General features: G+C 59.7%; 25 protein-coding genes and 1 pseudogene. 8 read left to right on the top strand and 18 right to left on the bottom strand.

The window, feature by feature from the left end:
- Positions 1–5: 5 nt before the first annotated feature.
- From SCM96_04255 to SCM96_04230, 6 genes are all read left to right on the top strand, one after another.
- Complete coding sequence (locus SCM96_04255) at positions 6–191, top strand: hypothetical protein (GenBank protein MDW7759835.1); 186 nt, start codon at positions 6–8, stop codon at positions 189–191.
- A 328-nt stretch (positions 192–519) separates the two neighbouring features.
- Complete coding sequence (locus tag SCM96_04250) at positions 520–900, top strand: GntR family transcriptional regulator (GenBank protein ID MDW7759834.1); 381 nt, start codon at positions 520–522, stop codon at positions 898–900.
- A complete protein-coding gene (locus SCM96_04245; GenBank protein MDW7759833.1) occupies positions 897–1,775 on the top strand; it encodes an ABC transporter ATP-binding protein in 879 nt (292 codons plus the stop codon). Before SCM96_04250 ends, SCM96_04245 begins: the two co-directional genes overlap by 4 nt.
- Positions 1,756–2,418 carry an ABC-2 transporter permease gene (locus SCM96_04240; protein MDW7759832.1) on the top strand — a complete coding sequence of 221 codons (663 nt, stop codon included), beginning with the start codon at positions 1,756–1,758 and terminating at the stop codon, positions 2,416–2,418. The genes SCM96_04245 and SCM96_04240 overlap by 20 nt, the downstream gene beginning before the upstream one ends.
- A complete protein-coding gene (locus tag SCM96_04235) occupies positions 2,418–3,290 on the top strand; it encodes an ABC transporter ATP-binding protein (GenBank protein ID MDW7759831.1) in 873 nt (290 codons plus the stop codon). Before SCM96_04240 ends, SCM96_04235 begins: the two co-directional genes overlap by 1 nt.
- Positions 3,283–4,002 (top strand): ABC-2 transporter permease, encoded by a 720-nt coding sequence (locus SCM96_04230; GenBank protein ID MDW7759830.1) that lies wholly within the window; start codon positions 3,283–3,285, stop codon positions 4,000–4,002. Before SCM96_04235 ends, SCM96_04230 begins: the two co-directional genes overlap by 8 nt.
- A gap of 233 nt (positions 4,003–4,235) precedes the next feature.
- Here the strand turns inward: SCM96_04230 and SCM96_04225 are convergent, their stop codons facing one another.
- From SCM96_04225 to SCM96_04150, 16 genes and pseudogenes are all read right to left on the bottom strand, one after another.
- Positions 4,236–5,852 (bottom strand): fumarate hydratase, encoded by a 1,617-nt coding sequence (locus SCM96_04225; GenBank protein ID MDW7759829.1) that lies wholly within the window; start codon positions 5,850–5,852, stop codon positions 4,236–4,238.
- A gap of 135 nt (positions 5,853–5,987) precedes the next feature.
- A complete protein-coding gene (locus tag SCM96_04220) occupies positions 5,988–6,536 on the bottom strand; it encodes a 2-oxoacid:acceptor oxidoreductase family protein (protein MDW7759828.1) in 549 nt (182 codons plus the stop codon).
- Position 6,537: 1 nt separating this feature from the next.
- Entirely contained in the window at positions 6,538–7,437 is a 900-nt protein-coding gene (locus SCM96_04215; protein MDW7759827.1) for a thiamine pyrophosphate-dependent enzyme, read from the bottom strand.
- Positions 7,425–8,552 carry a 2-oxoacid:acceptor oxidoreductase subunit alpha gene (locus SCM96_04210; protein MDW7759826.1) on the bottom strand — a complete coding sequence of 376 codons (1,128 nt, stop codon included), beginning with the start codon at positions 8,550–8,552 and terminating at the stop codon, positions 7,425–7,427. The genes SCM96_04215 and SCM96_04210 overlap by 13 nt, the downstream gene beginning before the upstream one ends.
- A gap of 69 nt (positions 8,553–8,621) precedes the next feature.
- Complete coding sequence (locus SCM96_04205) at positions 8,622–8,900, bottom strand: 4Fe-4S binding protein (GenBank protein ID MDW7759825.1); 279 nt, start codon at positions 8,898–8,900, stop codon at positions 8,622–8,624.
- 22 nt (positions 8,901–8,922) lie between these two features.
- Positions 8,923–10,596, bottom strand: a complete 1,674-nt coding sequence (locus SCM96_04200) for an FAD-binding protein (protein ID MDW7759824.1) — start codon at positions 10,594–10,596, stop codon at positions 8,923–8,925.
- 34 nt (positions 10,597–10,630) lie between these two features.
- A complete protein-coding gene (locus SCM96_04195; protein MDW7759823.1) occupies positions 10,631–11,413 on the bottom strand; it encodes a 4Fe-4S dicluster domain-containing protein in 783 nt (260 codons plus the stop codon).
- Positions 11,406–11,849 carry a hydrogenase iron-sulfur subunit gene (locus tag SCM96_04190; GenBank protein ID MDW7759822.1) on the bottom strand — a complete coding sequence of 148 codons (444 nt, stop codon included), beginning with the start codon at positions 11,847–11,849 and terminating at the stop codon, positions 11,406–11,408. The genes SCM96_04195 and SCM96_04190 overlap by 8 nt, the downstream gene beginning before the upstream one ends.
- Entirely contained in the window at positions 11,846–13,825 is a 1,980-nt protein-coding gene (locus SCM96_04185) for a CoB--CoM heterodisulfide reductase iron-sulfur subunit A family protein (GenBank protein MDW7759821.1), read from the bottom strand. Before SCM96_04185 ends, SCM96_04190 begins: the two co-directional genes overlap by 4 nt.
- On the bottom strand, positions 13,822–14,757 hold the full coding sequence (locus tag SCM96_04180; GenBank protein ID MDW7759820.1) for a CoB--CoM heterodisulfide reductase iron-sulfur subunit B family protein: 936 nt from the start codon (positions 14,755–14,757) through the stop codon (positions 13,822–13,824). Before SCM96_04180 ends, SCM96_04185 begins: the two co-directional genes overlap by 4 nt.
- Positions 14,758–14,766: 9 nt before the next feature.
- The gene (locus SCM96_04175) at positions 14,767–15,174 is read right to left on the bottom strand and encodes a 4Fe-4S dicluster domain-containing protein (protein ID MDW7759819.1); all 408 of its coding nucleotides are present in this window, start codon (positions 15,172–15,174) and stop codon (positions 14,767–14,769) included.
- 59 nt (positions 15,175–15,233) lie between these two features.
- A complete protein-coding gene (locus SCM96_04170; protein ID MDW7759818.1) occupies positions 15,234–17,072 on the bottom strand; it encodes a HEAT repeat domain-containing protein in 1,839 nt (612 codons plus the stop codon).
- 1 nt (position 17,073) lies between these two features.
- On the bottom strand, positions 17,074–17,571 hold the full coding sequence (locus tag SCM96_04165; protein ID MDW7759817.1) for a hypothetical protein: 498 nt from the start codon (positions 17,569–17,571) through the stop codon (positions 17,074–17,076).
- A gap of 274 nt (positions 17,572–17,845) precedes the next feature.
- Positions 17,846–19,021 (bottom strand): annotated as a pseudogene (locus SCM96_04160) (acetate kinase).
- An 8-nt stretch (positions 19,022–19,029) separates the two neighbouring features.
- Positions 19,030–20,484: a Ni/Fe hydrogenase subunit alpha gene (locus tag SCM96_04155; protein MDW7759816.1), complete on the bottom strand. Its 1,455-nt coding sequence runs from the start codon at positions 20,482–20,484 to the stop codon at positions 19,030–19,032.
- Positions 20,481–21,446, bottom strand: a complete 966-nt coding sequence (locus SCM96_04150; protein ID MDW7759815.1) for an oxidoreductase — start codon at positions 21,444–21,446, stop codon at positions 20,481–20,483. Before SCM96_04150 ends, SCM96_04155 begins: the two co-directional genes overlap by 4 nt.
- 360 nt (positions 21,447–21,806) lie before the next feature.
- Here SCM96_04150 and sucC point away from each other — a divergent pair, with 360 nt between their 5' ends.
- Positions 21,807–22,964 carry an ADP-forming succinate--CoA ligase subunit beta gene (sucC, locus tag SCM96_04145; protein MDW7759814.1) on the top strand — a complete coding sequence of 386 codons (1,158 nt, stop codon included), beginning with the start codon at positions 21,807–21,809 and terminating at the stop codon, positions 22,962–22,964.
- A 25-nt stretch (positions 22,965–22,989) separates the two neighbouring features.
- Positions 22,990–23,862 (top strand): succinate--CoA ligase subunit alpha, encoded by an 873-nt coding sequence (gene sucD / locus SCM96_04140; GenBank protein ID MDW7759813.1) that lies wholly within the window; start codon positions 22,990–22,992, stop codon positions 23,860–23,862.
- A 221-nt stretch (positions 23,863–24,083) separates the two neighbouring features.
- Here sucD and SCM96_04135 read toward each other — a convergent pair whose 3' ends face one another.
- Positions 24,084–24,467, bottom strand: a complete 384-nt coding sequence (locus tag SCM96_04135) for a response regulator (GenBank protein MDW7759812.1) — start codon at positions 24,465–24,467, stop codon at positions 24,084–24,086.
- Positions 24,464–26,479 (bottom strand): cache domain-containing protein, encoded by a 2,016-nt coding sequence (locus SCM96_04130; GenBank protein ID MDW7759811.1) that lies wholly within the window; start codon positions 26,477–26,479, stop codon positions 24,464–24,466. Before SCM96_04130 ends, SCM96_04135 begins: the two co-directional genes overlap by 4 nt.
- Between the last annotated feature and the right edge of the window lie 150 nt (positions 26,480–26,629).

The following is a 26,629-nucleotide window of genomic DNA, read 5'->3' as shown; positions in this document are numbered from 1 at the left end:
GGCACATGACCATCGGCGGCATTTCCATCATATGGATTCTCGGCATCGTCAATTTTCTGCTTATCCTGTTTCAGATTGCCTCCGGGTTCAGATACATCAAGGTCAAGATCGGCATTCACAAAAAAACGGGCTTGGCGCTGCTGTTTTTCGCCTCAGCTCACGGATTTCTTGCGTTCCTCGCCAATCTCTAATCAGACTCTCACCCGGGATCGAAAAACAGGCCGGGTGCTGTCTTCTTCGCTTATTTCCGGTTCTCTAAACCTACGGGCATGCCGCTCGACAGATTCCAACCGCACTGCAGCCCGCTCGACGTCGTTCAACGACGCCTCGGGAGCCGCTTCCTAGTTGGAGCGGCAATCTCGACGACTCTGCGCATGACCTCGACCTGAGAACCCCAGGCTCTTCAGTTTTTTCGCCCTTTCGAAAAAAGTTCTTGACAAGAACGATTTTATAATTATAGTGTTTATGTATGGTATATACACTATGTCCTCTATAGACATTTTTTGAGGATCGAAGCGCATGAAAATTATCATCTCTAATGCCTCCCCCGACCCAATCTATGAACAGATCTCCCGCCAGATCAAGGCCCAGATCCTCTCGGGAGATCTCTCCGAAGGCGAGGCTCTTCCCTCCATCCGCCGTCTGGCTCAGGATCTCCAGATCAGCGTCATTACGACAAAGCGGGCCTACGACGAGCTCGAACGCGAGGGCTTCATCAACACGGTCGGCGGCAAGGGCACCTTCGTCGCCGTTCAAAACCAGGAACTCCTCCGCGAAAAAAAGATGAAAATCGTCGAGGACAAGCTGGCCGAGGCCGTCTCCGAAGCCCGTCTTCTCGGCATCGATCTCAATCAGATTCAAAACATGCTTCTGCTTCTCTATCAGGAGGAAAACTCATGATACCCGCACTTGAAATCCGGGGCCTGCATAAGACCTACAAGAACTTCGCTCTCCAAAATGTCTCGTTCGCGCTCGAACCGGGAACGATCATGGGCCTTGTCGGGCCCAATGGGGCGGGCAAGACAACGATCATCAAGCTCATTCTGGGCATGATCCGCCCCTCGGAAGGTGCGATAAGGGTCTTCGGACTCGACGTCCCCCGGCATGAAGCCGAGATCAAACGGAGAATCGGGTTTGTTCAGGAAACCCCGACTCTGGTCGAAGATGCGCTTCTCCGCGACATCAAGGCGGCCGTCGCACCGTTTTATCCGAAGTGGGACGATCTCCGATTTTCATCCCTGGCCGCCGATTTCGGGCTGATGCTGAACAAGAAGTTCAAAACTCTGTCCCACGGCCAGAAAATGAAGTTCCAGCTCGCCCTGGCTCTCTGCCACGACGCCGATCTTCTCATTCTGGACGAACCGACCTCGGGTCTGGATCCCGTTTTCCGAAGGGAGCTCCTCGAGCGCCTCTCGGATGTCATCCAGGACGAGCGGAAATCCGTCCTCTTCTCGACTCACATCACCTCGGACCTGGAAAGTACGGCCGATATCATCACTTTCATCAGCCGCGGAAAGCTTGTCTTTTCCCTCCCCAAAGACGGAATTCGTGACGTCTGGGCCGTCGTCAAGGGCGGAACCGAGCTGGAAAACGGCGACCGAGCCGGTCTGTTCCGAAGCCTCCGCCGAAATCCCTACGGCGTTGAAGCCCTGACTTCGGATATCCCGGCCGTCCGCGCGGCTTTTCCCGCCGGAATCGTCATCGACAGAGCCTCCATCGAAGATATCATGGTCTTCATGGACTCGGGAGAATCCCATGTTGATATTCATCCTTAAAGACCTCCGCCTTCACAGAAAAACGGTCATGTTCCTGGGCGCCCTCTATCCGATCTACATCGGCTGGTTCGGATCGAGCCTCAGCAATCCCCGCATCTATCCCTTTTTCGCAGCCGTCATGTTCGTCTTCGTCGCCGTCATCCTCTACACACGGGAGGACAAGTTCAAGGCCGTCGGCTGGAACCTCGGCCTGCCGGCGACTCGGAGACAGATCATTCTGGGCCGTTATCTGACGAGCTGGTCTCTCATGACCGGGCTCGGAATCCTGAGCGCGGCCGTCGCGCTCCTCATCCCCGCCGGCAAGCTCGGCGCATCCGACTTGATCGGGCCGGCGGCGCTCCTGGCCCTTCTGTCTTACATGACGGCCGTTCTCGGCGTCCTTATGCCCCTGACCGTTCAGTTCGGCCTGGCCGGAATCCTGGTCTTTCTCATCGGTCTGCAGGTTCTCGGCGTCGGCGCCATGCTCTTCCGGGTCAGTTTCCAAAACCTGAAGGCCGTCATCGGCTTGCCCTGGCGTGCCGTTGCGGCCGCCCTGGACGCCTGGGGCCCGGCCGCCGCGGCGATCGTTCTGGGTGTTCTTTTCGCCGCCAATTGGGCTTCGTTCGAGCTTTCTTCGTTTCTCTTCAAGCGGAAGGATTTCTGATGAAAGCGCTCTATGCCCTCGAAATCGACCGCTTGTCTAAAAGCTACGGGGATTTCCGTCTCCGCGACGTGTCCTTGGCCCTTCCCCGGGGTACGATCATGGGACTCATCGGCCCGAACGGCGCCGGCAAGACGACGGTCATCAAGCTCCTCCTGAATCTTGTGCACCGGGAGAGCGGCGGAATCCGGATTTTCGGACTCGACATCCCGAAGAATGAAATCGCGGCCAAGCGCCGCATCGGCTTCGTTCACGACACGCCGCATTTTTTCGAATATCTGACGCTGCGCAGGATCGCGGACACCGTGGCGCCGTTTTATCCGGACTGGGAGGAAGGGGCCTTCTGTCGGCTCCTAGAGGAATTCGACCTGCCCCCGAGCCAAAAATTCTTCCGGCTTTCGCGCGGCATGAAAATGAAATTCAGCCTGGCCCTGGCCCTCGCCCACAATGCCGACCTTCTCATTCTTGACGAACCGACCTCAGGGCTGGATCCGGTCTTCCGGCGCGATCTCCTGAGTCGTCTGTCCGGCTTTCTCCAGGACGAGGGCAAATCCGTTTTATTTTCGACGCACATCACGTCCGACCTCGAACGGACAGCCGATTACGTGACCTTTCTGAAAGACGGCGCGATTGTTTTTTCGGCCGCCAAGGACGATATCCTCAACCGCTACGCCGTCGTCAAAGGCGGTCCGGAGCTTCTGGCTGCGGAAAACCGGAGGTTGTTCGCGGGTGTCCGGAAACGGGAATTCGTCGTTCAGGCGCTGACCGCCGACGCCCCCGAAGTCCGGCGGCGGCTGGGTTCCGCCGCGGTCATCGAAAAGGCGACCCTCGAAGACATCATGGTTTACCTGACACGGGAGACAGCCGATGCTTAATCTCAGCGGGAAGGATTTTCTGGCCTGCCGCCGGCCGTGGCTTCTCATGCTCCTGGTATTTTCTCTCTATGCGGCGTCGCCCATGGGTTGGGAAAGCCTGCCCTATATGCTGATGGGCGCGGCCCTCGTCGTCGGAGGACTCGTCGTCAACGCGGTTCTTGAGGACAAGCATAAGACCGAGGGTTTTTATCTCAGCCTTCCGGTCTCCCGCTCCGAGGTTGTCGCCGCGAAATACCTCACGGCCGGACTTCTCGCCGCGGCCTGCGGAGTGATTGTTTTCCTCGGCATCCTCATTCTCGCTCGGGTCGTTCCGCCCGACCGGTTTGGAATGGATCCGCGGATCATGGTCTCGATCGACGGCGCCGCCGGTTACGTCTTCGTCGTCGCGGTCCTGGTCGCCCTTTTCCTTCCGTTCTACCTCGGATTCGGGCTGGGTCGCGGCGGCGCCTTATTCTCAGCGACAATTCTGGGAATCAACCTGGTTCTCTACGCTCTTCACCGGATTCACACCTCAATCCGGCCAGGCTGGAGCACGGATTTTAAAATCAATACGGATCAGGACATCGGCGCCGTCTTCATCGGGCTGATCTCTTCGTTGCGATCCGCCGTGGGAACGCCGCTTTTCGTCGTTCTGGTCGTTCTCGCGGCCGGCGTGCCCGTCCTTTTCTCGATCGGAATCTCCATGCGTCTCTACGATCGCAGGGAGTTTTGAACCCTGAAAGGAGTTCAGGCCATGGCCAAACTGGTTTGGGCCGTCCTGATGATTCTGATCGTCGTTCTGCTTTTCATCGTCTCCGCCTGAAGCGGATTTTCGCGGAATCCTCCTTGCGGGATACCGAAAGGTGCGACTCAGCCGGAATGGTGATATCGGCACGCCCGAAGGGTCATAACGCCGAATTGGAAAAGGAGAAAAAATTGGCGTTAAGACGCACAGCCCCGGAGAGGTCAGGTCATGAGGGGGGCGTAAAAATCATTCCCCTTGTCATCGACGATGATGAAGGCTGGGAAATCCTCGACCGTGATTTTGAAAATCGCTTCCATGCCGAGCTCGGGATAGGCCAGCACTTCCTGCTTGGTGATGCAGTCCTTGGCCAGACGGGCCGCCGGGCCGCCGATCGAGCCGAGGTAGAATCCGCCGTTGGCATGGCAGGATTCCGTGACGACCCGGGAGCGGTTGCCCTTGGCCAGCATGACCATCGATCCGCCCATTTTCTGAAAGATCGGCACATAGTCGTCCATGCGGCCGGCCGTTGTCGGTCCGAGAGAGCCCGATGCGTAGCCGGGCGGCGTCTTGGCCGGTCCGGCGTAGTAGACCATATGGTCCTTGAAAAAAGCCGGCAGGTCCTCGCCCTTGTCGACGAGTTCCTTCAGACGGGCGTGGGCGATGTCGCGGGCGACGACGATCGGTCCGCTGAGCGAGAGCAGCGTGGCTACGGGATATCGGCTCAGAGTCGCCCGGATTTCGCTCATGGGCCGGTTGAGATCGATCTTCACGGCCTCGGCGGCGTCTCCTTCCGGCTCCGGCAGGAAGCGGGCCGGATCGGTTTCCAGCTTCTCGAGGTAAACCCCGTCGCGGGTGATTTTGGCCTTGATGTTCCGGTCGGCATTGCAGCTGACGCCGAGTCCGATCGGGCAGGAAGCGCCGTGGCGCGGCATGCGGACGACGCGGATGTCCAGGGCGAAATACTTCCCCCCGAACTGGGCGCCGAGGCCCAGCTTGTACGCGGCTTCAAGGAGCTCCTTTTCGAGGGCGATGTCCCGGAAAGCGTGTCCGCCCGGTCCGCCCGCGGCCGGCAATCCGTCCAGATCGCGGGCCGAGGCCAGTTTCACGGTTTTGAGGACGAGTTCGGGCGAGGTGCCCCCAACGACGATGCCGATGTGATACGGCGGGCAGGCCGCGGTGCCAATGGCCCGCATCTTGCCGATCAGATATTTGACCAGGGCTTTCGGATTGAGAACGGCCTTGCTTTCCTGGAAGAGATACGTCTTATTGGACGAACCGCCGCCCTTAGCGACGAACAGGAACTTGTAGGCATCGCCATCGACGGCCGCGATGTCGATCTGGGCGGGCAGGTTGCATCCCGTGTTTTTCTCATCGTACATCGTGATCGGCGCGTTCTGCGAATATCGGAAATAGTTTTTTGTGTAGGCGTTGAAAACACCCCGGGACAGGGCTTCCTCGTCTCCGCCGCCCGTCCAGATCTGCTGGCCCTTCTTCCCCATGATCACGGCCGTTCCCGTATCCTGGCACATGGGAAAGAGGCCTTCGGCCGAAATCACGGCGTTCTTGATAAGATCGAGGGCCACAAACTTGTCGTTGTCGGAACTCTCCGGATCCTTGAGGATCGCGGCAAGTTGCTCAAGATGGGAGGTTCGAAGAAGGAAGCCCGCATCACGATAGGCATTCTCGGCTACAATCGTCAGGGCTTCCGGGGCAACCATGATTATCTCCCGGCCTTCGAAGACGGATCTCGAAACGTGATCCCTTGTCAACTCCCTGTATTCGGTCGTGTCGGGACCGAGCGGAAACATCGGTTGATAAGAAAATTCGGCCATTGTCATTCCCTCCTGCAATATGTTGCCTCCCCCGGGAGAATTCCCAATCATTCGGACCCCCGGGAGGCCGGATGTCCCGCCCGGATCACCGGGGGGATTCCAGCGTTGTCCACAAAGCTCTTTCGGTTTACCGAATCCGGGTTACGCGCTCTTTTTTTGAAGCCCGTATTCGTAGCCTTTTTCGAAAGCCATCAGGTTCAATCCCTCGGTTCCCTTGGGAACCGACGTTTCGATGGCTTTCCGCATGGCCTCCTTCGAGACAAGTCCCGTAACCGCCGTGAAGAAACCCGTCACGACCATATTGAGAACGACCTTCCGTCCCAATTCCTCGGCGATCCGGGTGGCCGGGATACCGAAGACCTTGACCGTCGGGGGCAATCCCTTGACATCAACCAGATCCTCCTCGATGAGCGCCATTCCGTTCGGATCAATCGAGGGTGAATATTTCGTGAAGGCTTCCTGGCTCATGAAAACCATGACCTGAGGCGTCTTGATATAGGGATAGAGAATGGCCTGGTCCGAGAGGATGACCTGGGAACTGCAGGCGCTGCCCCGGGCTTCCGGGCCGAAGGACTGGGTCATGGTGGCGTTTTTCTTGTCGAAAATCGCCGCCGCCTTGCCGATGACATACCCGGTCAGGATGACGCCCTGTCCGCCGAATCCGCCGATTCTGATTTCTGTGCGTGCCATCTTATCCCTCATAATCCTTATACCGGTCGCCGAAACGCTTCCGGAAATGCGTGTTCATGCTGTCCAGGTAAGTCGGCCGCTCCTTGTCGACGAACTTGCCGACGATGACCGGATCGTGGAGCTTGATGTCGACGTCGTGGGTATCGGCGCCGTGGCGGATGATGCTGTTGTCGCAGTACCAGCGCAGGCGATCGAGCCCGTCGCCGAACTTCTGCTGCCGCTCGAAAATGGTCGGGCAGGGGGCCAGGATTTCAATGAAGGTGAACCCGGGCTTTTTCAAGGCCTCGACCATGGCAACGGTCTGATTATAAATGTGGAGCGACGTCCAGCGGGCCACATAGACCGCGCCGACGGACTCGGCCAGGAAAGGAAGATTGAAGGGAGCCTCGAAATTCCCAAAAGGCGATGTCGACAGCACGGAACCTTCGGGCGTGGTCGAGGCCAATTGTCCGCCGGTCATGGCGTAGTTGAAGTTGTTGACGCAGATGACCGTGATGTCGATGTTCCGCCGGGCGGCGCTGATGAAATGGTTGCCGCCGATGGCCATGAGATCGCCGTCGCCGCTGAACACCACGACCTTGAGCTTGGGATTGGCCAGCTTCAGCCCGGTGGCGAACGGAATGGCCCGGCCGTGGGTCGTGTGGAAGGAATCGACTTTCATGTAGCCGGCCACCCGTCCCGTGCAGCCGATTCCCGAAACGACGGTGATGTCGTCCAGGGGAATCCGGGCCTTTTCGATGGCTTTGGCGAAACAGTTGACGCTGACCCCGATGCCGCAGGTCGGACACCAGATGTGAGGCATCCGGTCCATCCGCAGGTAGTCGTCCATGGGATGGTGGCTGGGATCCAAATCCTTGGTCGGGGACAGGGACGCTCTTTCAAGTTCTTTTAAGACCGACATTTGTGCGCCTCCCTGATTTTTTCCACAATGGCTTCGACGTTGTGCACGGTTCCGCCGCCGTGCCCGGCCAGAACGACCGGGGCCCGGCCGCGGGCACAGCGATCGACCTCGTAAAAGACCTGCCCGTAATTCATCTCGGCCACGACCAGCCCCTTCCCCTGGGAGGCCAGTTCGAAGATTCGATCCTCCGGGAAGGGCCAGACGACGATGAGCCGCAGCATGCCGACCTTGATGCCCTCCTTCCGGGCCATGGCCACGGCTTCGACGGCCACGCGCGAGGTGATGCCGTAGGCGATGACGACGACTTCGGCGTCCTCAACGGCGGTTTCCTCATAGCGCCAGATCTTGGGGGCATTGAGCCGGATCTTGTCGACCAGTCGCCGGACCAGTTGCTCCTGGATATCGGCCGACATCACGGGATACCCCTTGTAGTCGTGCGTCAGCCCGGTGATATGCAGACGATAGCCGTCTCCGGCCTTGAACATTTCGGGCACGAGATCCTCGCCGGGTTTGTAGGGCAGATATTCACCGGGGGGAAGTTTGGTGTATCGGCGGGGCGTGATCTCGATCGTGTCGGCTTCCGGGATGATAACCCGTTCCATCATGTGTCCGACGCATTCATCCATCATGAACATGACCGGGACGCGGTACTGTTCCGCGAGATTGAAAGCGTCGATGGTCAGGTCGAAACACTCCTGGGGAGAGTTGGGGCAGATGGCGATGATTTCGTAGTCGCCGTGCGAGCCCCAGCGGGCCTGCATCATGTCGGCCTGGCCGGGGAGGGTCGGCAGCCCCGTGGAGGGACCGCCGCGTTGGACATTGACAAAGACGCAGGGGACCTCGGCCATGACCGCCAAACCGATATGTTCCATCATCAGCGAGAACCCCGGCCCGCTGGTCACGGTCATAGCTTTCTTGCCTGCCCAAACGGCCCCTTGAAGCGTGATGGATGCCGCCAGTTCGTCTTCCATCTGGATGAAAAAGGCTCCAGGCACCATCGGCGCTCGGCGGGAGAAGCGCTCCACGACTTCGGTGGAGGGCGTGATCGGATAGCCGGCCACAAACCGGCAGCCGGCCGCCAGCGCGCCCTCGCAGCAGGCGTGGTCGCCGTCCATGTAATGGGCTCCTGTTAAAACCCCTTTGGGATCAGCTTTCACGGGACGTCACCTTTCCTTGGATTCCGTTCATGGTTTCTCCCCGGTGGTGGATTCATAGGTGTAAATGGCGAACTCCGGGCAGATCATGCGGCAGAAACCGCAGTTGATGCACAGTTCGGCTTTTTCGACTTCCGGGGGGTGGTAGCCCTTGATGTTAAACCTCTTGGATATCACCAGCACATCATGCGGGCAGTATTCGATGCAGAAGGCACAGCCCTTGCACCGGTCATCCAGGATGACGATCTCACCATGGGGAGTTTCGGGCTTAGGGAGCCCGAACGGCTTTTCTCTGTGTCTCACCGGCATGGACGCACCTCGCTTGTTGGGATCAGCGCAACGTCCCGTGATAGGCCGTCGTTAGCTGTTTTTTCCGGACCTCGGGATTGGAATAATCGGGAAGAATCATGGGCGCCACGCGGTTGTCCACGGAGATCCCCGCCTCTTCCAGGGCTTTGTGATAGGCCCGGACGTGATCGAGCGTCGGCTGGCCGGCCTCGGCCCTGGTTTTCACATAATCGGCCGCGGCGCAGCCGGCGATGCGGCCGAAAACCACGACATCAAGGAGAGAGTTGCCCATCAGGCGGTTTTCTCCGTGGATGCCGCCGCTCACCTCGCCGGCGGCGTAGAGCCCCGGCACCCGGGTTTCGGAATTGGGCTTGATTTCAAGCCCTCCGTTCTGATAATGCAGCGTGGGGTAGATGAGCATGGGTTCCTTGGTGATGTCGATGCCGTAGCGCTTGAAGAGGATCCACTTGCCCGGGAATTCCTTGCGGACCGTGCCCTCGCCCTGGAGGATGTCGATCATGGGCGAGTCGAGCCAGACGCCGAATTTGCCGGTTGGCGTCGGCACGCCCTTCCCCCGTTCAAGGCATTCCCGGATGATCGCCGATGATTCGACATCGCGGGGCTCGCGCTCGAAGACGAACTGCTCGCCGTCGACGTTCAACACATTGGCCCCGGCGCCGCGGAATTTTTCGGTGATGAGAAGCCCTTCGGCCTGTTCGGGGAACACGGCGCCTGTCGGGTGGTACTGGACCGTATGCAGGAACCGAAGCGGAACGCCGGCCCGGTATCCGAGAATCAGGCCGTCGCCCGTCGCGCCGTAGTGGTTGGTGGTCATGAAGTCCTGGATGTGCAGGCGGCCCGATCCTCCCGTGGCCAGGATGGTCGCCTTGGCCCGGACGATGAAGTACTCTTCGGTTTCCAGATTGTAGAGAACGGCGCCGGCGCAGGCTCCGTTTTCGTCGAGGAGGAGTTCCACGGCCGTCGTGAACTCGAGAACATCGATGTCTTCGGGATGGTTTTTGACCTCGTCGCGAAGCGTCCGCATGATCTCGGCGCCGGTGATGTCGCCGGCGTAATGCATCCTCTTGCGGGACGTTCCGCCGCCGTGCATGGCCTTGAGCAACCCGTCGTCGAATTTCGAGAACATCGTGCCCTGCTTTTCCAGCCAGGCCATGACCTTGGGCGCCTCGAGAACCAGGGTTTTGACGAGGTCGGGGTCGTTCTTGAAATGGCCGCCGCCCATGGCGTCGAGATAATGGTAATAGGGCGAATCCTTTCGATATTTCGTGGCGGCCTGGATTCCGCCTTCGGCCATCATGGTGTTGGCATCGCCCAACCGAAGCTTGGTGGCGATAAGGACCTTCGCCCCGTTTTCCCGCGCCAGAAGAGCCGCCGAAGCGCCCGCACCGCCGCCGCCGACGACCAGGACATCGGTTTCGAAGTCGACCTTGTTGAGATCGACGGCATCCGGATCCAGCCGGCTTTTGGCATGGATGAGGCTGACCATCTCGTTGGCGATCCGGTAGCCTGTGTTGGGCCCGACCTTGATTTCGGACCGCCCTTCTTCCTTGAAGTCGGGATGGAACTTGAGGATATCCTTCCGCTCCTGAAGCGACATGGCGGGGAATTCCTCGCCCTTGCGCTTCTTCTCCACGCGGGCCGGCCGCGTTTTCTCGACCTTCTTGATGAGTTCGTTCAATTCCGGTGTGTACGGCATGGGTCACCCTCCCTTCTGATCGTCGCCCGTCATGTCAATCTTCATAGATCTGGACCTTTTCCTTCGGCGTCCAGTCCTCGTCCGCCATGTCGGGTTCGTGTTCGAGACTCTTGTAAATTTTCGCCAGGTCCTCGGTGCTCAATTTCTTGAGTTCCTCCAGGGCCTGGTCATATTTTCCGTTTTCGACATTGGCCACGGCCTGGACCAGATGCACGGCCTTCGGTGCCAGGTGGCGGGCGTAAAGACGGCGGGCCAGGATGGCGAAGTTGTACTGGACTTCTTCGGCCGGACAGCGCGCCGCGCACAGCCCGCACATGACGCAGTCGAAGGAGCCCTCGGCCACGGCCGCAATGTCTCCCTGAATGGCTTTGGAGACGTAGTTCAGAACGTCGATGTCCATGGGACAGCTTCGCGTGCAGGTGCCGCAGCCGACGCACTTGAAGATTTCCGGATAAAGAGCGGCCACCGTCGCCCCCGTAGGATCGAGGGTTTCGATGTCGTAGACCGCCTTGTTTCCCGGGAAAAAGGGAATCTGGGCGATGTACATGTCCGGCTGAACGACGGTCTGGCAGGCCAGTCCGACTTCGACCCGGTAGGAGTCGGGGAAGCGGTAGACCGTGCCGCAGGCGCCGCAGATTCCTCCCCGGCAGCCGCAGCCCCGGACCAGTTGATAGCCCGCATATTCGAGGGCTTTCTGAATGGTCAGGGAGTCGGGGACGTCGTACCGTTTGCCCATGACGAAGATGGGAACTTTCCCCGCTTCCTTTTTCTTGGTGCGGGACACGGCCTTCTTGGTTTTGCTTTCGGTTTTACTCATCGTGCTCGACCTCTCTCAATAAGGCGTTTTCGTTCAAACGCAACGGGCCCAAGGCCCGGATCTGCTCGGTGAATTCGTCCATGACCTGGGCGTATTTCCGGCCTTCCGCGGCGGAAATCCATTCCAGCCGGAGCCGGCGGGGATCGATACCCAGGTCCTTCATCATCCGCTTGAGAAGGGCGATCCGCCGGAGGGTCTTGTAGTTGCCCTCGACATAATGGCAGTCGCCCGGATGACACCCGCCGAGAAAGACGCCGTCGGCGCCTTCCCGGAACGCGTAGAGAATGTGCTGCGGGTCCACCCGGCTCGAGCACATGACCCGCATCGAGACGGCGTTGGGCGCGTGCTCGATCCGGGATGTCCCGGCCAGGTCGGCCGCCGCGCTCGTGCACCATTTGCAGAGAAACGACATGATTTGAGGCTCGAACATGGTCATCCTTTCATCATGGCGGTGACCATCGCGAAGATCTGGTCGTCCGTCTGGTTTCTCTGCTGGGCGGCGCCGGCCGGGCAGGCCGCGGCGCAGGCGCCGCAACCCTCGCAGAGAATCTCGTTGACCACAACGACGCCGCGTTCGCGGTCCAGGGTGCGGGCCTGATAGGGGCACATCGTAACGCAGATGCCGCAGCCGGAGCACAGGTCGTCGTCGACCGGCACGATGGTCGGCTCATGGAGAAGTTCCTTCTGGGCGAAGAGATCCCCGACCTTGGCCGCCGCGGCCGAAGCCTGGGAGACCGCTTCGGGGATGTCCTTGGGCCCGTGGGCGCAGCCGGCCAGGTAGAAACCGGCATTTAGACTTTCGACGGGCCTCAGTTTGGCATGGGCTTCAGCCAGGAAACCGTGAATATCGGTCGAAATCTTGAGCTTCTTCAGGAGATCCCCCACGCCGTCGGCCTTGACCATGGCCATGGCCAGGACGACCATGTCGGCCTCGACCTCGACCTTCCGGCCGCTCAAAGTGTCGACGCCCCAAACGATGACCTTGTCCCCTTCTTTGAAGATCTTGGAGACCTTGCCTCGAATGTAGAGGACCTTGTCCTCCTCGACCGTCCTCTGGTAGAACTCATCGAAAGCCTTGCCGCCCGTCCGGACGTCGATGTAGAAGACCGTCGCCTGCCCGTCCGGGACGCGGTGCTTGTAGAGCATGGCGTGCTTGGCCGTATACATGCAGCAGATCTTGGAGCAATAGGGCAGGTGTTTTTCGGTATCCCTCGATCCGCTGCACTGAACAAAGACGATGGACTTGGGGACCTTGCCGTCCGACGGCCGGCGGATGACACCGCCCGTCGGACCCGAGGCGGAGAGGATCCGTTCGAACTCAAGACCGTTGATGACGTCGTCGTATTTCTCGCCTCCGAATTCGCCCAGGGCCTGCATCGTGTAAAGGTCGTAGCCCGTGGCCACGACAATGGCCCCGATCTCTTCCTCGATGATTTCCTCTTTCATGTCGAAATCGATGGCGTGGACGTCGCAGACATCCTTGCACTTGCCGCAACGGACGGGATTCAGGCCGAGGCAGTTGGCCTCGTCCAGAGTGTAGGTTCCGGGCACGGCCTGGGGAAAGGGCATATAGATGGCTTTGCGGAACGACAACCCCATGTTGAACTCGTCCGGAACGACCTGCGGACAGACCTTTTCGCATTCACCGCAAAGATTGCACAGGTCTTCATCGACGTAACGCGGTTTCTTCTTGATCCGGACCTTGAAATTGCCGACGAACCCGGAGATGGAATCCACTTCGTGATAGGTCAGGATGCGGATATTCGGATGGCGATGCGCCTCGACCATCTTCGGAGTCATGATGCACTGGGAGCAGTCCAGCGTGGGGAACGTTTCCGAAAGCTGGATCATTTTCCCCCCGATCGAGGGATTCTTTTCGACCAGGAGGACTTCGTAGCCGTGGTCGGCGATGTCGAGCGCGGCCTGCAGGCCGGAGACGCCGCCGCCGATGACCAGGGCTTTTCTGGAGACGTCCACGCGGATAGGTTCGAGGCTCTCATTGAGAAGGGCCTTCTCGACATGCGCCTTGCAGATCTTGACGGCTTTCCGGGTCGCCCAGTCCTTGTCGCTGTGGACCCAACTGTTCTGTTCGCGGATGTTGGCGATTTCGATCTGGTAGGGATTGAGACCGGCCAGGCGGGCCGCCTCCTGGAATGTTTTTTCGTGCAGCGTCGGCGAACAGGCGGCGATGATGATGCTGTCGAGTTTCTTCTCTTTGATCGTGTCGATGATCATCTGCTGCCCGGGGTCGGAGCACATGTAGATGTAGTCGGCCGAGAAGTTCACCCCCGGGTAATCCTTCATGACCTCGGCCACTTTTTCGACGTCCACCACGCCGGCGATGTTGACGCCGCAGTGGCAGACGAACAGCCCGATGCGCTTATCCGTCGGTTTCGTCTTCTTCTTTGTCATGTCCTCACCTCGGCTGGGCGGTCATCGGCAAACAGATGACCGGCGGGAACGGCATGCTGGTCCAGCCCCAGAACATCCCGGTCGACGCCCAGGGCCCAGGCCAGAATCTGCGTGAAAAAGACCACCGGCAGGCCCGGGAAGTCGGGAAACATTTCCCGGATTTTTTCCTGGCGACGATCCAGATTGTAGAAGCAGAGGGGGCAGGTCACGGTGGCCGCGGCGGCGCCGTTGAGGCCGGCCGACCTGAGAACCCGGTAGGAGGCGTCGGATGCAGCGTCCGGCATGGACACCGAAAGATAGGATCCGCAGCACTCCTGTTTGAAGGGATAGTCGACGGCCCGGCAGCCCACGGCTTCCAGGAATTCCTCGAAAAAGCGGGGCTCGTCCGGCTCACCCCAACTCATATCCTCCTGGGGACGGAGCAGCCGGCAGCCATAATACGCGGCGATGGGCAGTCCGGCGAGATCGCGCTTGATTCGGGACCGGAGCCTTGGATAAGTGACCTCGTCCTTGATATATTCAAGGAGATGGAGGACTTTGACCTCCCCCTTGTAGTCCTCGAATCCCGTCGTTTTCGTTTTGGTCAGGGGATCGATCTTGATGTCATCCTTGAGATAGGCGTTGATCCTCCTGTTTTTCAAGGGGTCCTCGATCATGGCCTTGTTGGCCCGTTTCAGGACGGCATAGCAGAAGGAACAGGTCGTGACGACGAGCTCGCCCCCTTCGTCCCGAACCTGGCGCAGGACGCGCACCGGCGCGGCCAATCCCGAGATTTTTTCCTCGGTCAGCGGATATTCCGCCCCGCAGCAGGCCCAGCCGTCGGGCTCGACAAGTTCGACATCCAGGCGCTTCATGGCCTCGCGGGTGGACAGATCCAGATTCGTCGTTTTTTCCTTCAGCGTGCATCCGGGGTAGTAATGGATCTTCATCATGGGCACACCTTATTTGCTGAATTTGCGGAACAGAGACACAAGAACCTGTTGGGGCAGTTCCTTGGCCAGCTCCGGGGTAATCTCGTCCGGACCGCAGACGTCTTTCCCTTTCGGTTCGAGCAGGTGGCGGACGGCTTCCATGACCCGGGCCATATCGATGCCCTTGGGGCAGCGGGACTGGCACGTGAAGCAGGATGCGCAGAGAAACAGGGTTTTCGAACCGAGGACCTCTTCGGCGAGGCCCAACTGGATCAGCCGGATGACCTGATTGGGCAGGATGTCCATCTCGAGGGCCACCGGACAACCTGCCGAACACCGGCCGCACTGGTAGCAGGCGAAGATGTCCTCTCCGGACAGCTCCTCGATTCTCTCGATAAACTTCCGCTGTTCGGGCCCGGCCCTGAGCTTGACTCTCATGTCCTCTCTCCTCGACTGGAATTACCGCCAGCTATAAAAGCTTATAAGTCCGTAAAAAATTATGACGCGCTATCCTTTTTTTCCAGTTTGGCAAGAGAGGCCCGGGCGATGTCCCGAACGCTATTCCTTTCTCCCTTCCGGGCGATCAAACCCTTCAGGGGTTTCTCGGCTCTGGAATCCCCGCTTTCTCCCAGAAGGCGGGCGGCCCGGAAACGGGCCCACCAGGAGCGACTTTTCAATGTCTCGACAAGGTGAGGTACGGCTTTGCGGCCGAAATTCAAGAGCGCGATCTCCGCGCTTTGGCGGACGCTCCAATGGGGATCGACCATGGCTTTGAGAAGAGGCGGGATGGACCGCTCGTCGTGAAAGTTCCCCAGGAGTCGGGCCGAGTGAGAACGGACATCGCGACAGGGATCATTGAGTCCGGCCAGGGCCGTATCCAGAACACCGGGCCGCCCCAGACCGATCCGCCGCAGGCCCCGGACGGACTCCGTGCGGACGAAATCCGCCTTGTCCCGCCGGGCCATACGGATGAGATGATTGACGGCCTCTGGACCGCCCATGCGGGTCAGGGCCCGCACGGCCTCGAACCGGACATTCTCGGAATGGTCCCTGAGAGAGGGGATGATACGAGGCACGAGGGACGCATCGCCGACCTCGGCCAGAACTTTGAGAGCCGTGCAACGTCCCCAGGCCGCGCACCCGATTTGGAAGAGGGCGTGAACGACCGCTTCCTGGACATCGGGCAGACTGTCCTCGACAAGGTCTTTCAACAGGGCGACGACCCGATGATCCTCCAAACCGCCGAGCGCCTTGACGGCCCGCAATTGGAGTTCCGGACGTTCCCGGCAACAGGCGTCTTTTTTGAGTGTGTCGATGTCGGATTTGTTATAAGAGAGGAGCGGGATGAGGAGGTTGGCAATGGACGGACCGAAGAGGACGAGGGAGGAAAACGCCGTCTGGCGGACGATGAAATAGCTGCTGCGCAGACAGCCGATCAGGGCCGGGGCGGATTTCGGGTCGCGGATGAGGCCCAGAGTTTTCAAATAGGCCGTTTGGGCGAATTTGTCTCTCTCCCGGGTCAAGGCGTTCAAAATCGGAATGGTCGCCGGTTTCCCGACACGAGCCAAAGCCTGGACGGCGCTGTCCCGAACGACACCGACGTTGTCCTGGACTTTTCCGACCAGGGCCTCGATCGCGATTTTGTCGCCGATCACGCCCAGCGCCTCGGCGGCCGCGGCACGGACCCGGGCATCGTCGTCCTTGAGAAGCTCCATGAGATAAGGCGTCGACTGGGAGGACCGGATGCGGCCCAGAGCCCGGGCCGCGTTGGCCCGGATTGCGGCCGAAGAGGCCGAGAGCGCGTCATGGAGGCAAGGCAGGCTCTCCAGACCGAGGTCTTCAAAACCCTCAATGGCCAGGTCGACGATCTCTTTGTTGTCGAGATAAAACATATTGATGAGCAGCCGGGTCAGTCTCAGGTTTTTCGCGGCGATGATGTCCCGGATCTTGTCCATCAGTTCGGCTACGGCCTGGGTTCGAACGATCCATTCGGGATCCTCCGCGGCCTTGATGAGGGGGTCGATGACCCGATGGTCGCCCAGCCGGCCGACCGCGGACACCGCGACCCAGCGGATATTGGCCCACGGCGACCTGAAAATCTTGGGCTTGATCAGTTCTTCTACGGCCTCCGGTCTGCCGGAGCGGCCGAGGGAAACGACGGCGGCGTGCTGCACGGCGGGGTTGGGGTCGTCCAGACGCTCGATCAGAATCTTGTAGGCCTCAGCGCTCTTCTCGTAGCCCAGATCGATGACCGCACAGCGGATGGCGGCGGCGTCCCGGCTTTCGTTCAGGACGCGGAGCGCCGTATCCAGCGAAGAACACCCGTCTTTCGTCAAATCAAATCCTTTCGATATAACCTTTGCAGGCGCCTTCGATGTTGAAGGAGGTCACCTGGTAATCGCAGTCGAGGTTGCCGAGGGCCTTGACCGCGGCTCGGAAACAGCCGATCCGGGCACAGGTCAGGTCTCTCACGGAAAATCCTTCGTCGATGAGCGCCTGGCAACTCTTGAGGTAGACGCAGTCATGGACCGTGACTTCGACGTGATAAGGATTGACCTCGTTGAGTTCGAAACTTCCGCCCTCGCGGAAGACTCCGGCCGAGACTCCGATGCGGATGTAGTTTTCGACGGCCTCCCGGATGGAGGCGGCTTTCTCGATCGCAAAACCATACTCGTCACCGAGGCGATGAAGGAAAAACTGAACGGAGTGTTCGTAAACGCGCTCGCAGAAAACGCGGGGGCGCGTCCCGTGAAAATCCCGGGCCGTCTCCTCCAGGGCGCTCAGCCAGGACAGGGCGACCAGCCAGCCCGATTCTTCTTTCGAGATCTTATCCATGTGATTTTCCTTTTTTGGGCTTGGCCGATCGGCGGTCCGGGGCGGGCAGTGACGCAAGTTCCAGACGGCCGATCTCTTTCTGAACGGCCGCGGGTTCGACCGTCCGCCCGAATTCCCGGCTTAAGCGGGCGGCCAGGTCATCGGGTGCCGCCTTGGGATTTCGCGCCCAGGCCAGAACAAGGCGGGCCGTCTCTTCGGGTTTGAAAGGCGCCGGGACCGGCGCCGGGACCGAGCGTGGCGCGGCCTGTGCGGCTTCGCGATATTCCGCGGATCCCAAAATGTCCCGCGTATCCCGGGCGATGGCCAGCTCCTCATTGGTCGGAATGACCAGGATTTTGACCTTGCCGGAACTGATATCGGAGGCATTGGCCTCGTTTTTATCGGCATCGCAAACGATGCCGAAAGCTTCGAGATTTTCGCAAACAAGCCGCCGCACAAGGCGGGAATTCTCTCCGATGCCGCCCGTGAAGACGATGGCGTCGAGACGCCCCAATTCGAGCATATAAGCTCCGATGAACTTCTTCACGCTCTGGCAATAGATATCGATGGCCAATTGGTGGCGTTCGCTGCCGCGGGCGGCTTCCTGCTCGATCTCGCGCATGTCGTTGGATGTTTCCGTCAGGCCGAGCATGCCGCTGTTTTTGTTCATGATGGCGTCGATATCCTTGGTCCCCAGCTTTTCCCGTTCCATAATATACGGGACAAGCGCAGGATCGATGGAGCCGCAGCGGGTGCCCATGACCAGCCCTTCCAGGGGGGTAAAGCCCATGGTCGTATCGATGGACCGGCCGCCGTCGATCGCCGTGATGCTGGCGCCGTTGCCCAGATGGCAGGTGATGATTTTCGTTTTATCGATGGGCTTGCCCAGAATCTCCGCGGCCCGATGGGCCACATAGCTGTGGGATGTCCCATGGAAACCGTAGCGCCGGACACCAAGCTTCTTGTACAAGGCATAGGGAAGACCGTAAATGTAGCCTTTGGGCGGAATGGTCTGGTGAAACGCCGTGTCGAAGACGGCGACCTGGGGGACGCCGGGCAGGAGGGCCTCGCAGGCCTCGATGCCCTTGAGGTTGTGGGGATTGTGCAGAGGAGCGAATTGAATGCACTTCCGGATGGTGGCGGCCACACGGTCCGTGATCAAGACGGACGAGGCGAACTCCTCGCCGCCGTGAACGACCCGGTGACCGATGCCGTCGATTTCACTCTTGTTCTTGATCACCCCGTGCTGGGGATGGAGAAGCAGGGCCAAAACGATCTCGATGGCCGTGCCGTGATTCTGCACCTCGCGGATCTCCCGGATCCGGTCCCGGCCCGAAGGCTGGTAGGTGATGATGGCATCGCTCGAGCCGATTTTTTCGACAATCCCCTTGGCCAGAAGGCTCTCGTCCTCCATGCCGATGAACTGGAATTTGATCGAAGAACTGCCGCTGTTGAGAACGAGAACGCGCATGGCCTGTGTTATCTCCTCAAATCCTTGATGATCTCGCCCCGGTGATCGTGGACGGAAACCCGGAGCGGGGTGCGGCCGAGGGCGTGCGTGGCGCAGCCGAAGCAGGGGTCGTAGGCCCGGAAGGCCATTTCGACGATGTTCAGGAGCCCGTCGTCGACCCGGCCGTTTTTGATGAATCCCTGAGCCGCTTTCTTGACGGAAAGGTTGATGGCGCCGTTGTTGTTGGTCGTTCCCACAATGAGGTTGGCTTCCCGAAGAAGGCCCTTTTCGTCGGTTTTATAGTGATGAAAAAGCGTTCCCCGCGGGGCCTCAACCACGGCAACGCCCTCGTCCGGGGTCTTGTCCGGAACGATGCGGTATTCGGGGCCCGTGATCTCCGGGTCGGAAGCGAGTTCGACCCAGCGCTCGGCCGCATAGAGAAGCTCGATCAGGCGAGCCCAATGCGTGGCCAGAGTTTGATGAACCGGCTTCCCGCCCAGGGTTTTGTACATCTTGTCATGCTCTTCATTGGCCAGAGGCGTGGCCATACTATCGGAAACATTCAGCCGGGAGAGGGGCGTGGCTTTGTAAATGCCGCTGTCTGGCCCATCGACCAAGCCCTTCCAGCCGACGTTCTTAAGGAAGGGGAACTTGAGGTAGGACCAGGTCTCGACATGCTCGACGATATGGTTCAAGTAATCGGCCGGTTTGAACTTGGCCAGTTCGGCGCCGTCCGGGCCGGTGACGCGGACGTCTCCGTCGTAGAAGTTGACGCGGTTTTTCGCGTCGACGAGTCCCATGTTGTAAGTCCGGTGCGTGAAGCTGTCGCTCAGGATGAGATCGACATACTCCTTGTTTTCGAGAACCAGGGAGTTGAAAAGACCGATCGAGAACTTGGCGAATTCGACGGCCTCTTTCCCCTTGGCCAGAATCGCCGCCTGCTCCTCCTTCGTCATGCCCTTGCTCATGCCGCCGGGAATGGCGCCGATGGGATGAACGGACTTCCCGCCCATCTGCTTGATGATGTTGTGGCAGGCGCCCCGCATGCCGATGACTTTCTTGCCGATTTCAACGCCGACCTTGTGAATGACGCCCAGGATGTTGCGCTGGGCTTTGGGTGCGGTTGGCCCCATGACGAAGTCCGGGCCGCCCAGGGCGTAAAAGTGCGTCGAATGGTCGGTGACGTAAAAAACGACATAAAGAAGCTCCCGCAGCAGCTTGGCCGTGCGGGGCAGTTCGCAGTGATAGACGGCGTCGCAGGCCTTGGCCGCCGCCATCATATGGGCTTCGGGACAGACGCCGCAGATCCGTGTCGTAATACGGGGCATTTCCTCGACCGGACGGCCGATGCAGAACTGCTCGAACCCGCGCAGCTCGGGGATCTGAAGATAGGCATCGGCGACGTTTCCGGCGTCGTCGAGGAATATGGAAATCTTGCCGTGTCCCTCCAGCCGGGTGATGGGATCGATGGTGATGGTTTTCATCTTACGCGTCTCCCCACAAACGAACCGGCCAGGTTGAACCGGTAAAAGGTTCCGACCGGATCGAGGATCTGGTCGACGATGCCGTCGATTTCGGCCGGATCATCGCTGTCGATGACCGAGGCGATGGCGCCGGCCAGTTTGGCCCCGACATCCTGGATGCCGGCCGCCGGGCCGTAGCAGCCGCGGCAACCCAGGTTGACCCGGGGGCAGAGGGCGCCGCAGCCGGCGTGGATGGCCGGGCCGTTGCACAGGAGGCCTTGTTCCAGAAGACAGATCTCGGGATCGATGTCCCGGGGTGAGACAAGATGGGGCCGCCGAAAGGCTTTGACCTTCTTGACGTCCTTCGTCCGGGGACATTCATCGCAGACCGTTTTGGGGTTGACGCCGACGAGCGACCCCTTGGGCGGAAGCTTGCCCGAAAGAGCGGCCTCGGCCACCGCCCAGATCTGCTCCTCGACGGGCGGGCAGCCGGGCATGAAGTAGTCGACATCCACCACCTGCCCGAGCGTCCTCAGGTTTTCGTGGATGGCGGGAAGCGTGAGCTTCCCGAACGGCGTTTCGGTCTCCAGTTGCGGAAGCACGGTATTTCCGGGAGCCACCGACGGAGATCGGCGATAGACATAATCCAGGATGTCCTCTTTCGTCGTCAGGTTGGCCAGACCCGGGATGCACCCTTCGGTGGCACAAGAGCCGAACGCCACCAGAACCTTCGATTTCCGCCGCAGAAGATGGGCCAGATGAAGGTTTTCCTCGTTGCGGATCCCGCCGTTGAAGAGCGTGACATCGATCTCCTCATCGGCCATGGCCTCGACATCGGAGTACTTGGTGTCCATGAGGCAGGGGCAGAACACCAGTTCCGCCGCGGCATCGAAATCCAGGATCTTCTCCTTGATGTCGAGGAAGGCGATCTCGCATCCTCCGCAGCTCGCGGCCCAGTAAATCGCAAATTTCGGTTTCGCCATGACTCACCCTTTCGAACTCGTGTGGAGTCCTCTCCCTTCATTGAAGATCAAGCGCCGGGAACCGGAATCCGGCGGTCGGGGGGACAGAACGGACGACATCGACGGGCACAAGGAGCGGGAAAAGATAAACGGGAGGGGGATTAAGATTCCGTGTCGCCGCTTTAGCAATGAATGCATCATAAAAAATTAAAATTTTTCCGAAACCGGTCGGAAGCCGCGAGATCGAAACTATAGACTCTTTTTTCTGGGGTGTCAAGACTTGAGGAGATGCGAGACGTCTCAATCATTGACACCCCCGTGCGCCTTTGCTATAAAAAAACAGCCCGCCGCCCGACGGCGATGCAATTTCGGGAGGGAAAAATGAAAATCCACGAATTCCAAGCCAAGCAGATTCTGGCCCGCTACGGTGTCCGCGTCCCCCGCGGCGAAGTCGCCGGGAAACCGGACCAGGTTCAGGAGATCGCCCAACGCCTCGGCTCCCGCGTCGTCCTCAAGGCGCAGATCCACGCCGGCGGGCGCGGCAAAGGCGGCGGAATCAAGATCGCCGACACACCCGAACAGGCCGCAAATCTGGCCGCGGACATGATCGGCATGACGCTGGTCACGCCCCAGACGGGACCCGAGGGGAGGAAGGTCAAGAGCCTTCTCGTCGAGGAAGCACTGGACATCGATCGGGAACTCTATCTGGGTATCGTCATCGACCGGGCCACGGAGGCGCCCGTTATCATGGCATCGACGGAAGGCGGTATGGAGATCGAAAAAGTCGCCGCCGAAACTCCGGAGCTTATCATCAAGGAGTTCATTCATCCGGGAACGGGACTTCTGGGTTTCCAGGCCCGCAACCTGGCCTTCAAGCTCGGCCTGAAAGGCTCAACCTTCAAACAGGCCGTGGCCTTCATCGATGCTCTCTATAAGGCGTTCGAGGGAACCGACGCTTCGTTGGCCGAGATCAATCCCCTGCTCATCACGAAGAACGGCGACGTTCTGGCGCTCGACGCCAAGATGAATTTCGACGACAACGCGCTCTACCGTCATCCCGAGATCCGGGAACTCCGCGATCTCGACGAAGAATCGCCGCTCGAAGTCGAGGCCTCAAAGCACGATCTCAACTACATCAAGCTCGACGGCAATGTCGGCTGCATGGTCAACGGCGCCGGTCTGGCCATGGCCACCATGGACATCGTCAAGTACAGCGGCGGCGTGCCGGCCAACTTCCTGGATGTCGGCGGAGGCGTTTCCGAGGAGGCGGTGACGAACGCCTTCAAGATCCTGGTCTCGGATCCTGACGTCAAAGGCGCCCTCATCAACATTTTCGGCGGCATCGTGCGTTGCGATCTTATCGCCTCGGGCGTCGTCAAGGCGGCCAAGGAGCTGGGAACGAACATCCCCATCGTCATCCGTCTCGAGGGCACCAACGTCGATCTGGGCAAGAAAATCCTCAAGGATTCCGGGCTGACCTTCTCCTGGGCTTCGGGAATGAAGGAGGCGGCCGAGACGGTCGTCGCCCTGGTGAAATAGCGCAAGGAAAACAAAGGAGAATCCCATGAGCATTCTGATCAACGCAGAGACTCGAGTGGTCGTCCAGGGCATCACGGGAAGCGAGGGCACGTTCCATACCGGCCGCATGGCGGAGTACGGCACGCGCGTCGTGGCCGGAGTGACTCCGGGCAAAGGCGGAACGCGACATCTCGACATTCCCGTTTTCAACACCGTCGCCGACGCCGTCGCAGCGGAAAAAGCCGATGCGGCCGTGATTTTCGTTCCCCCTTTCGCCGGGGCCGATGCCATCATGGAGGCGGCCGCAGCCGGAGTCGGACTCGTCGTCTGCATCACGGAAGGGATTCCGACTTACGACATGATCCGGGTCAAGACCTTTCTCAAGGATCATCCCGTCCGGCTGATCGGCCCGAACACGCCGGGCGTGATTTCCCCCGGAAAGTGCAAAATCGGCATCATGCCCGGTCCCATCCACTCTCCCGGAACCGTCGGCATCATCTCCCGGTCCGGCACACTGACCTATGAGGCGGTGCAGCAGGTGACCCAGCAGGGATTCGGCCAGTCCACGGCCGTCGGCATCGGCGGCGACCCCATCGTGGGGTTGAAATTCGTCGATCTTTTGAAACTCTTCAAGGACGACCCCGAAACCGAGGCCGTCATTCTGATCGGAGAGATCGGCGGTTCGGCCGAAGAGGAGGCCGCCGCCTACATCAAGGCGGAGTTCAAAAAGCCCGTCGTCGGCTTCATCGCCGGCCAGACGGCGCCTCCCGGACGCCGCATGGGCCACGCCGGCGCCATCATCGCCGGCGGAAAAGGTACGGCCGCGGAGAAAATGGAGGCACTGAAGGCGGCCGGCGTCCACGTGGCGCAGAGTCCGGCCGACATCGGCGCCACCCTCAAATCCGCCATCAAAACCTGAGCGAGAATATCGGCTCTGCCCTCCGACGGCTTGCTTTTCCGGAGTTGTGCGCGGGCCGAGATTGCCGTTCCGGCAAGGATGCGGCCCACGAAGGCGTAGTGAGGCTACGTCGAGTGGGCTGCGACGCAGCCGGAATGGTGAGATCGGCACGCCTGAAAGGGAAAAAACGCTTAAAAAGGAGCGAAGAACCGGCGTTTTTTCCGCACAGATCCGGTCGCCGATCAGTCCGGTTGGGTTTCCAGGGCGCGGTCGACGGCGCCGCGCAGGTCGGACGGAAGAAAGGGTTTGGGGAGGAATTCAAAGGCGCCGATCTGCATGGCCTGGATGGTGTTCCGCATGGTCGGGTATCCCGTGATCATGATGATCCGGGCTTTCACACTCATTTCCTTGAGGGATTTCAAGAGATCCAGGCCGCTGACGCCCGGCATCATGAGGTCGATGATGATGACGTCGTAAGGACCGGCCTTTTCCAGCCGGAGGGCTTCATCGGCGGACAACGCGATGTCGACGATGACATCATCCCGGACGAGAGCCTGCCGGATGCTCTTGCAGACGATCTGTTCATCATCAACAACAAGAATTCTTTTTCGAACAGGTTGAGTCATGGGGAAACCTCCTCCGCTTCGCTTGTCTCGGCCCGGAATTCCAGGGGAATCCGGACAATGAATTCCGAACCTCGTCCAGGTTCGCTTCGGACTTGAATGGTTCCGCCACTCTGGCGGACGATCCCGTAGCTCACGGCCAGGCCGAGTCCGGTCCCGAAATTTTTGGTCGTGAAAAACGGGTCAAATATTTTTTTCAAATTCTCCGCAGGGATCCCCCCCCCCGTATCGGCGAAAGACACTTCGATGCCGTCTCCGTCCGCCCCGGGACGGGTGGACACGGTCAGCGTTCCGCCGGAGGGCATGGCCTCGCAGGCATTGATGACAAGATTGGAAAAAACCTGCTGCATCTTGTTTCTGTCGAGTTCCACGGAAGGCAGCGCGGGATCCAGGGATTTGATGAGGGCGATGCTGCGCACCGCGATCTGGTTCGTCAGAAGCTGCAGGGTTCTTTCGACGAGACCGTTGACATCCTCGGGGGCGGTCCGGGCCGGCATTTTTCGGGAAAACTCGAGAAGCCCCCGAACGATCTGCGTGCAGCGCTCCGCCTCTTCGGCGATGAGATTCAACGAGCTTCTGGCCTCGCCGCCCGAATCGCATTTTTCAAGAAGAAGATGGGTCTGGATGAGAATGGACGTCAGCGGATTGTTGATTTCGTGGGCGACGCCGGCCGCCATTTTTCCGAGGGAGGCCAGTTTCTCCGACTGAACGAGTGCGTCCTGCATATCCCGCAACTCCTGCGTCCGCTCCTCGACCCGTTTTTCCAAAGTGCGTCCCCATTCGATCCGGCTTTCCCGGGCGCTCTTCAGATCATCCGTCATCCGGTTGAACGCGGCGGCCAATTGACCGACCTCATCGCGTCTTTCGACGCGCAGGCGGTGATCGAGATCACCCCGGGCGATTCTCTCCGTGGCATCGACGAGGTCCCGCATCGGCCGCGTCATGCTCCGGGCGATGATCGAGAAAAGGGCCAGGAGAAAAACCGTTCCCAGGCCCCCCAGAAATACGAAGGCACCCATAACCCTGTTTCTGAGGTCGATATACGGTTTTTCCAGCATCCCGACATAGAGCATGCCGACAATGTTTCCCTCGAAGGAACGGATGGGTTCATAGGCCGTGATAGACCAGTCCCGGACGACGAAGGCACGTCCCATCCAGGCCCGGCCTTCTTTGAGAACCGCCTGATGAACATCCCGGGAGACGCGCGTCCCGACCGCCCGGTTGCCCTGATCGTCCAGAACATTCGTGGCGATGCGAAGATCGTTCTGGAAGATCGTCGCCGTTCCGATGTCTTTGTCCTGATGGCGCTCTCCTTTGAAAACGACGTCCTTCACCAGATCGACGATTTCATAATTCCGGTTGAGAACAATCCCCCCGCGCAGGGCTCCCAGAAATTCTCCCCTTTCGCTGAAAACCGGAGCCGCCGCTTCCATCATCATCCCCCGGTCTTCATAATCCTCGATCCGTTCGACGGCCATGGGAGTGGGAACAATTGTGAAAAACGCCCGGCCGGCCAACTCCTCGCCATCAAGGAGAAGTTCTTCATGGGAGACGATCCGTGTTCCGGCGGCGGCGCGGCCGGAAAGGGCCGCGGCCAGGATCGGGTTTCCGGAAAGATCGTCCCCGAAAACATCCGGGCGATGTGTCCGGAGAACGGTCCTTCCGGAGGCATCGGTCACCGTGAAAACATCCATGTCGTACTCGAGGCGGATCCCTTCCAGTTTCTCCACCACGGCCGGCCGGTCGCCGGCCTGCAGGGCATTCTGAACACATTCCATGGCCGCGCTCAACCGGACGGTGTCGAGCAGGCCCTTCAAACGGTCGTTGTAAACCATCCAGGCGGCGGACAAGTCATGTCCGACCTTGGCCTGAGCCAGTGAAAAAACGGTCCGGTGGACAAGCCGTGTCCCAATGACAAAAAAAATGATACTGCCGATGACGGCGGCGGAAAGAAAGCTCAGATTCAACTTGCGTCGCAAGGGGAGATCGAGATAACGCCGGATGAATCTTCGCATCGCCGCTGGTTCTCAAGATAGCACCCGGAGAGACAGCCTGTCAAACCGCGACATCCGACTTCCTTGACATTCGGGGCGGGGCTTACATACAATCAGGTTTATCGACGATCTGCCATGATTATAAAGGCGGCCTGACCGTGATTCCAATGA

The organism is Acidobacteriota bacterium, assembly GCA_033549365.1.
In the GTDB taxonomy this organism is placed as follows: Bacteria; Acidobacteriota; Aminicenantia; order Aminicenantales; family Saccharicenantaceae; genus JAWSUF01.
Note: the sequence above shows the minus strand (reverse complement) of the source record. Positions and strands in the feature narration are given on the sequence as shown.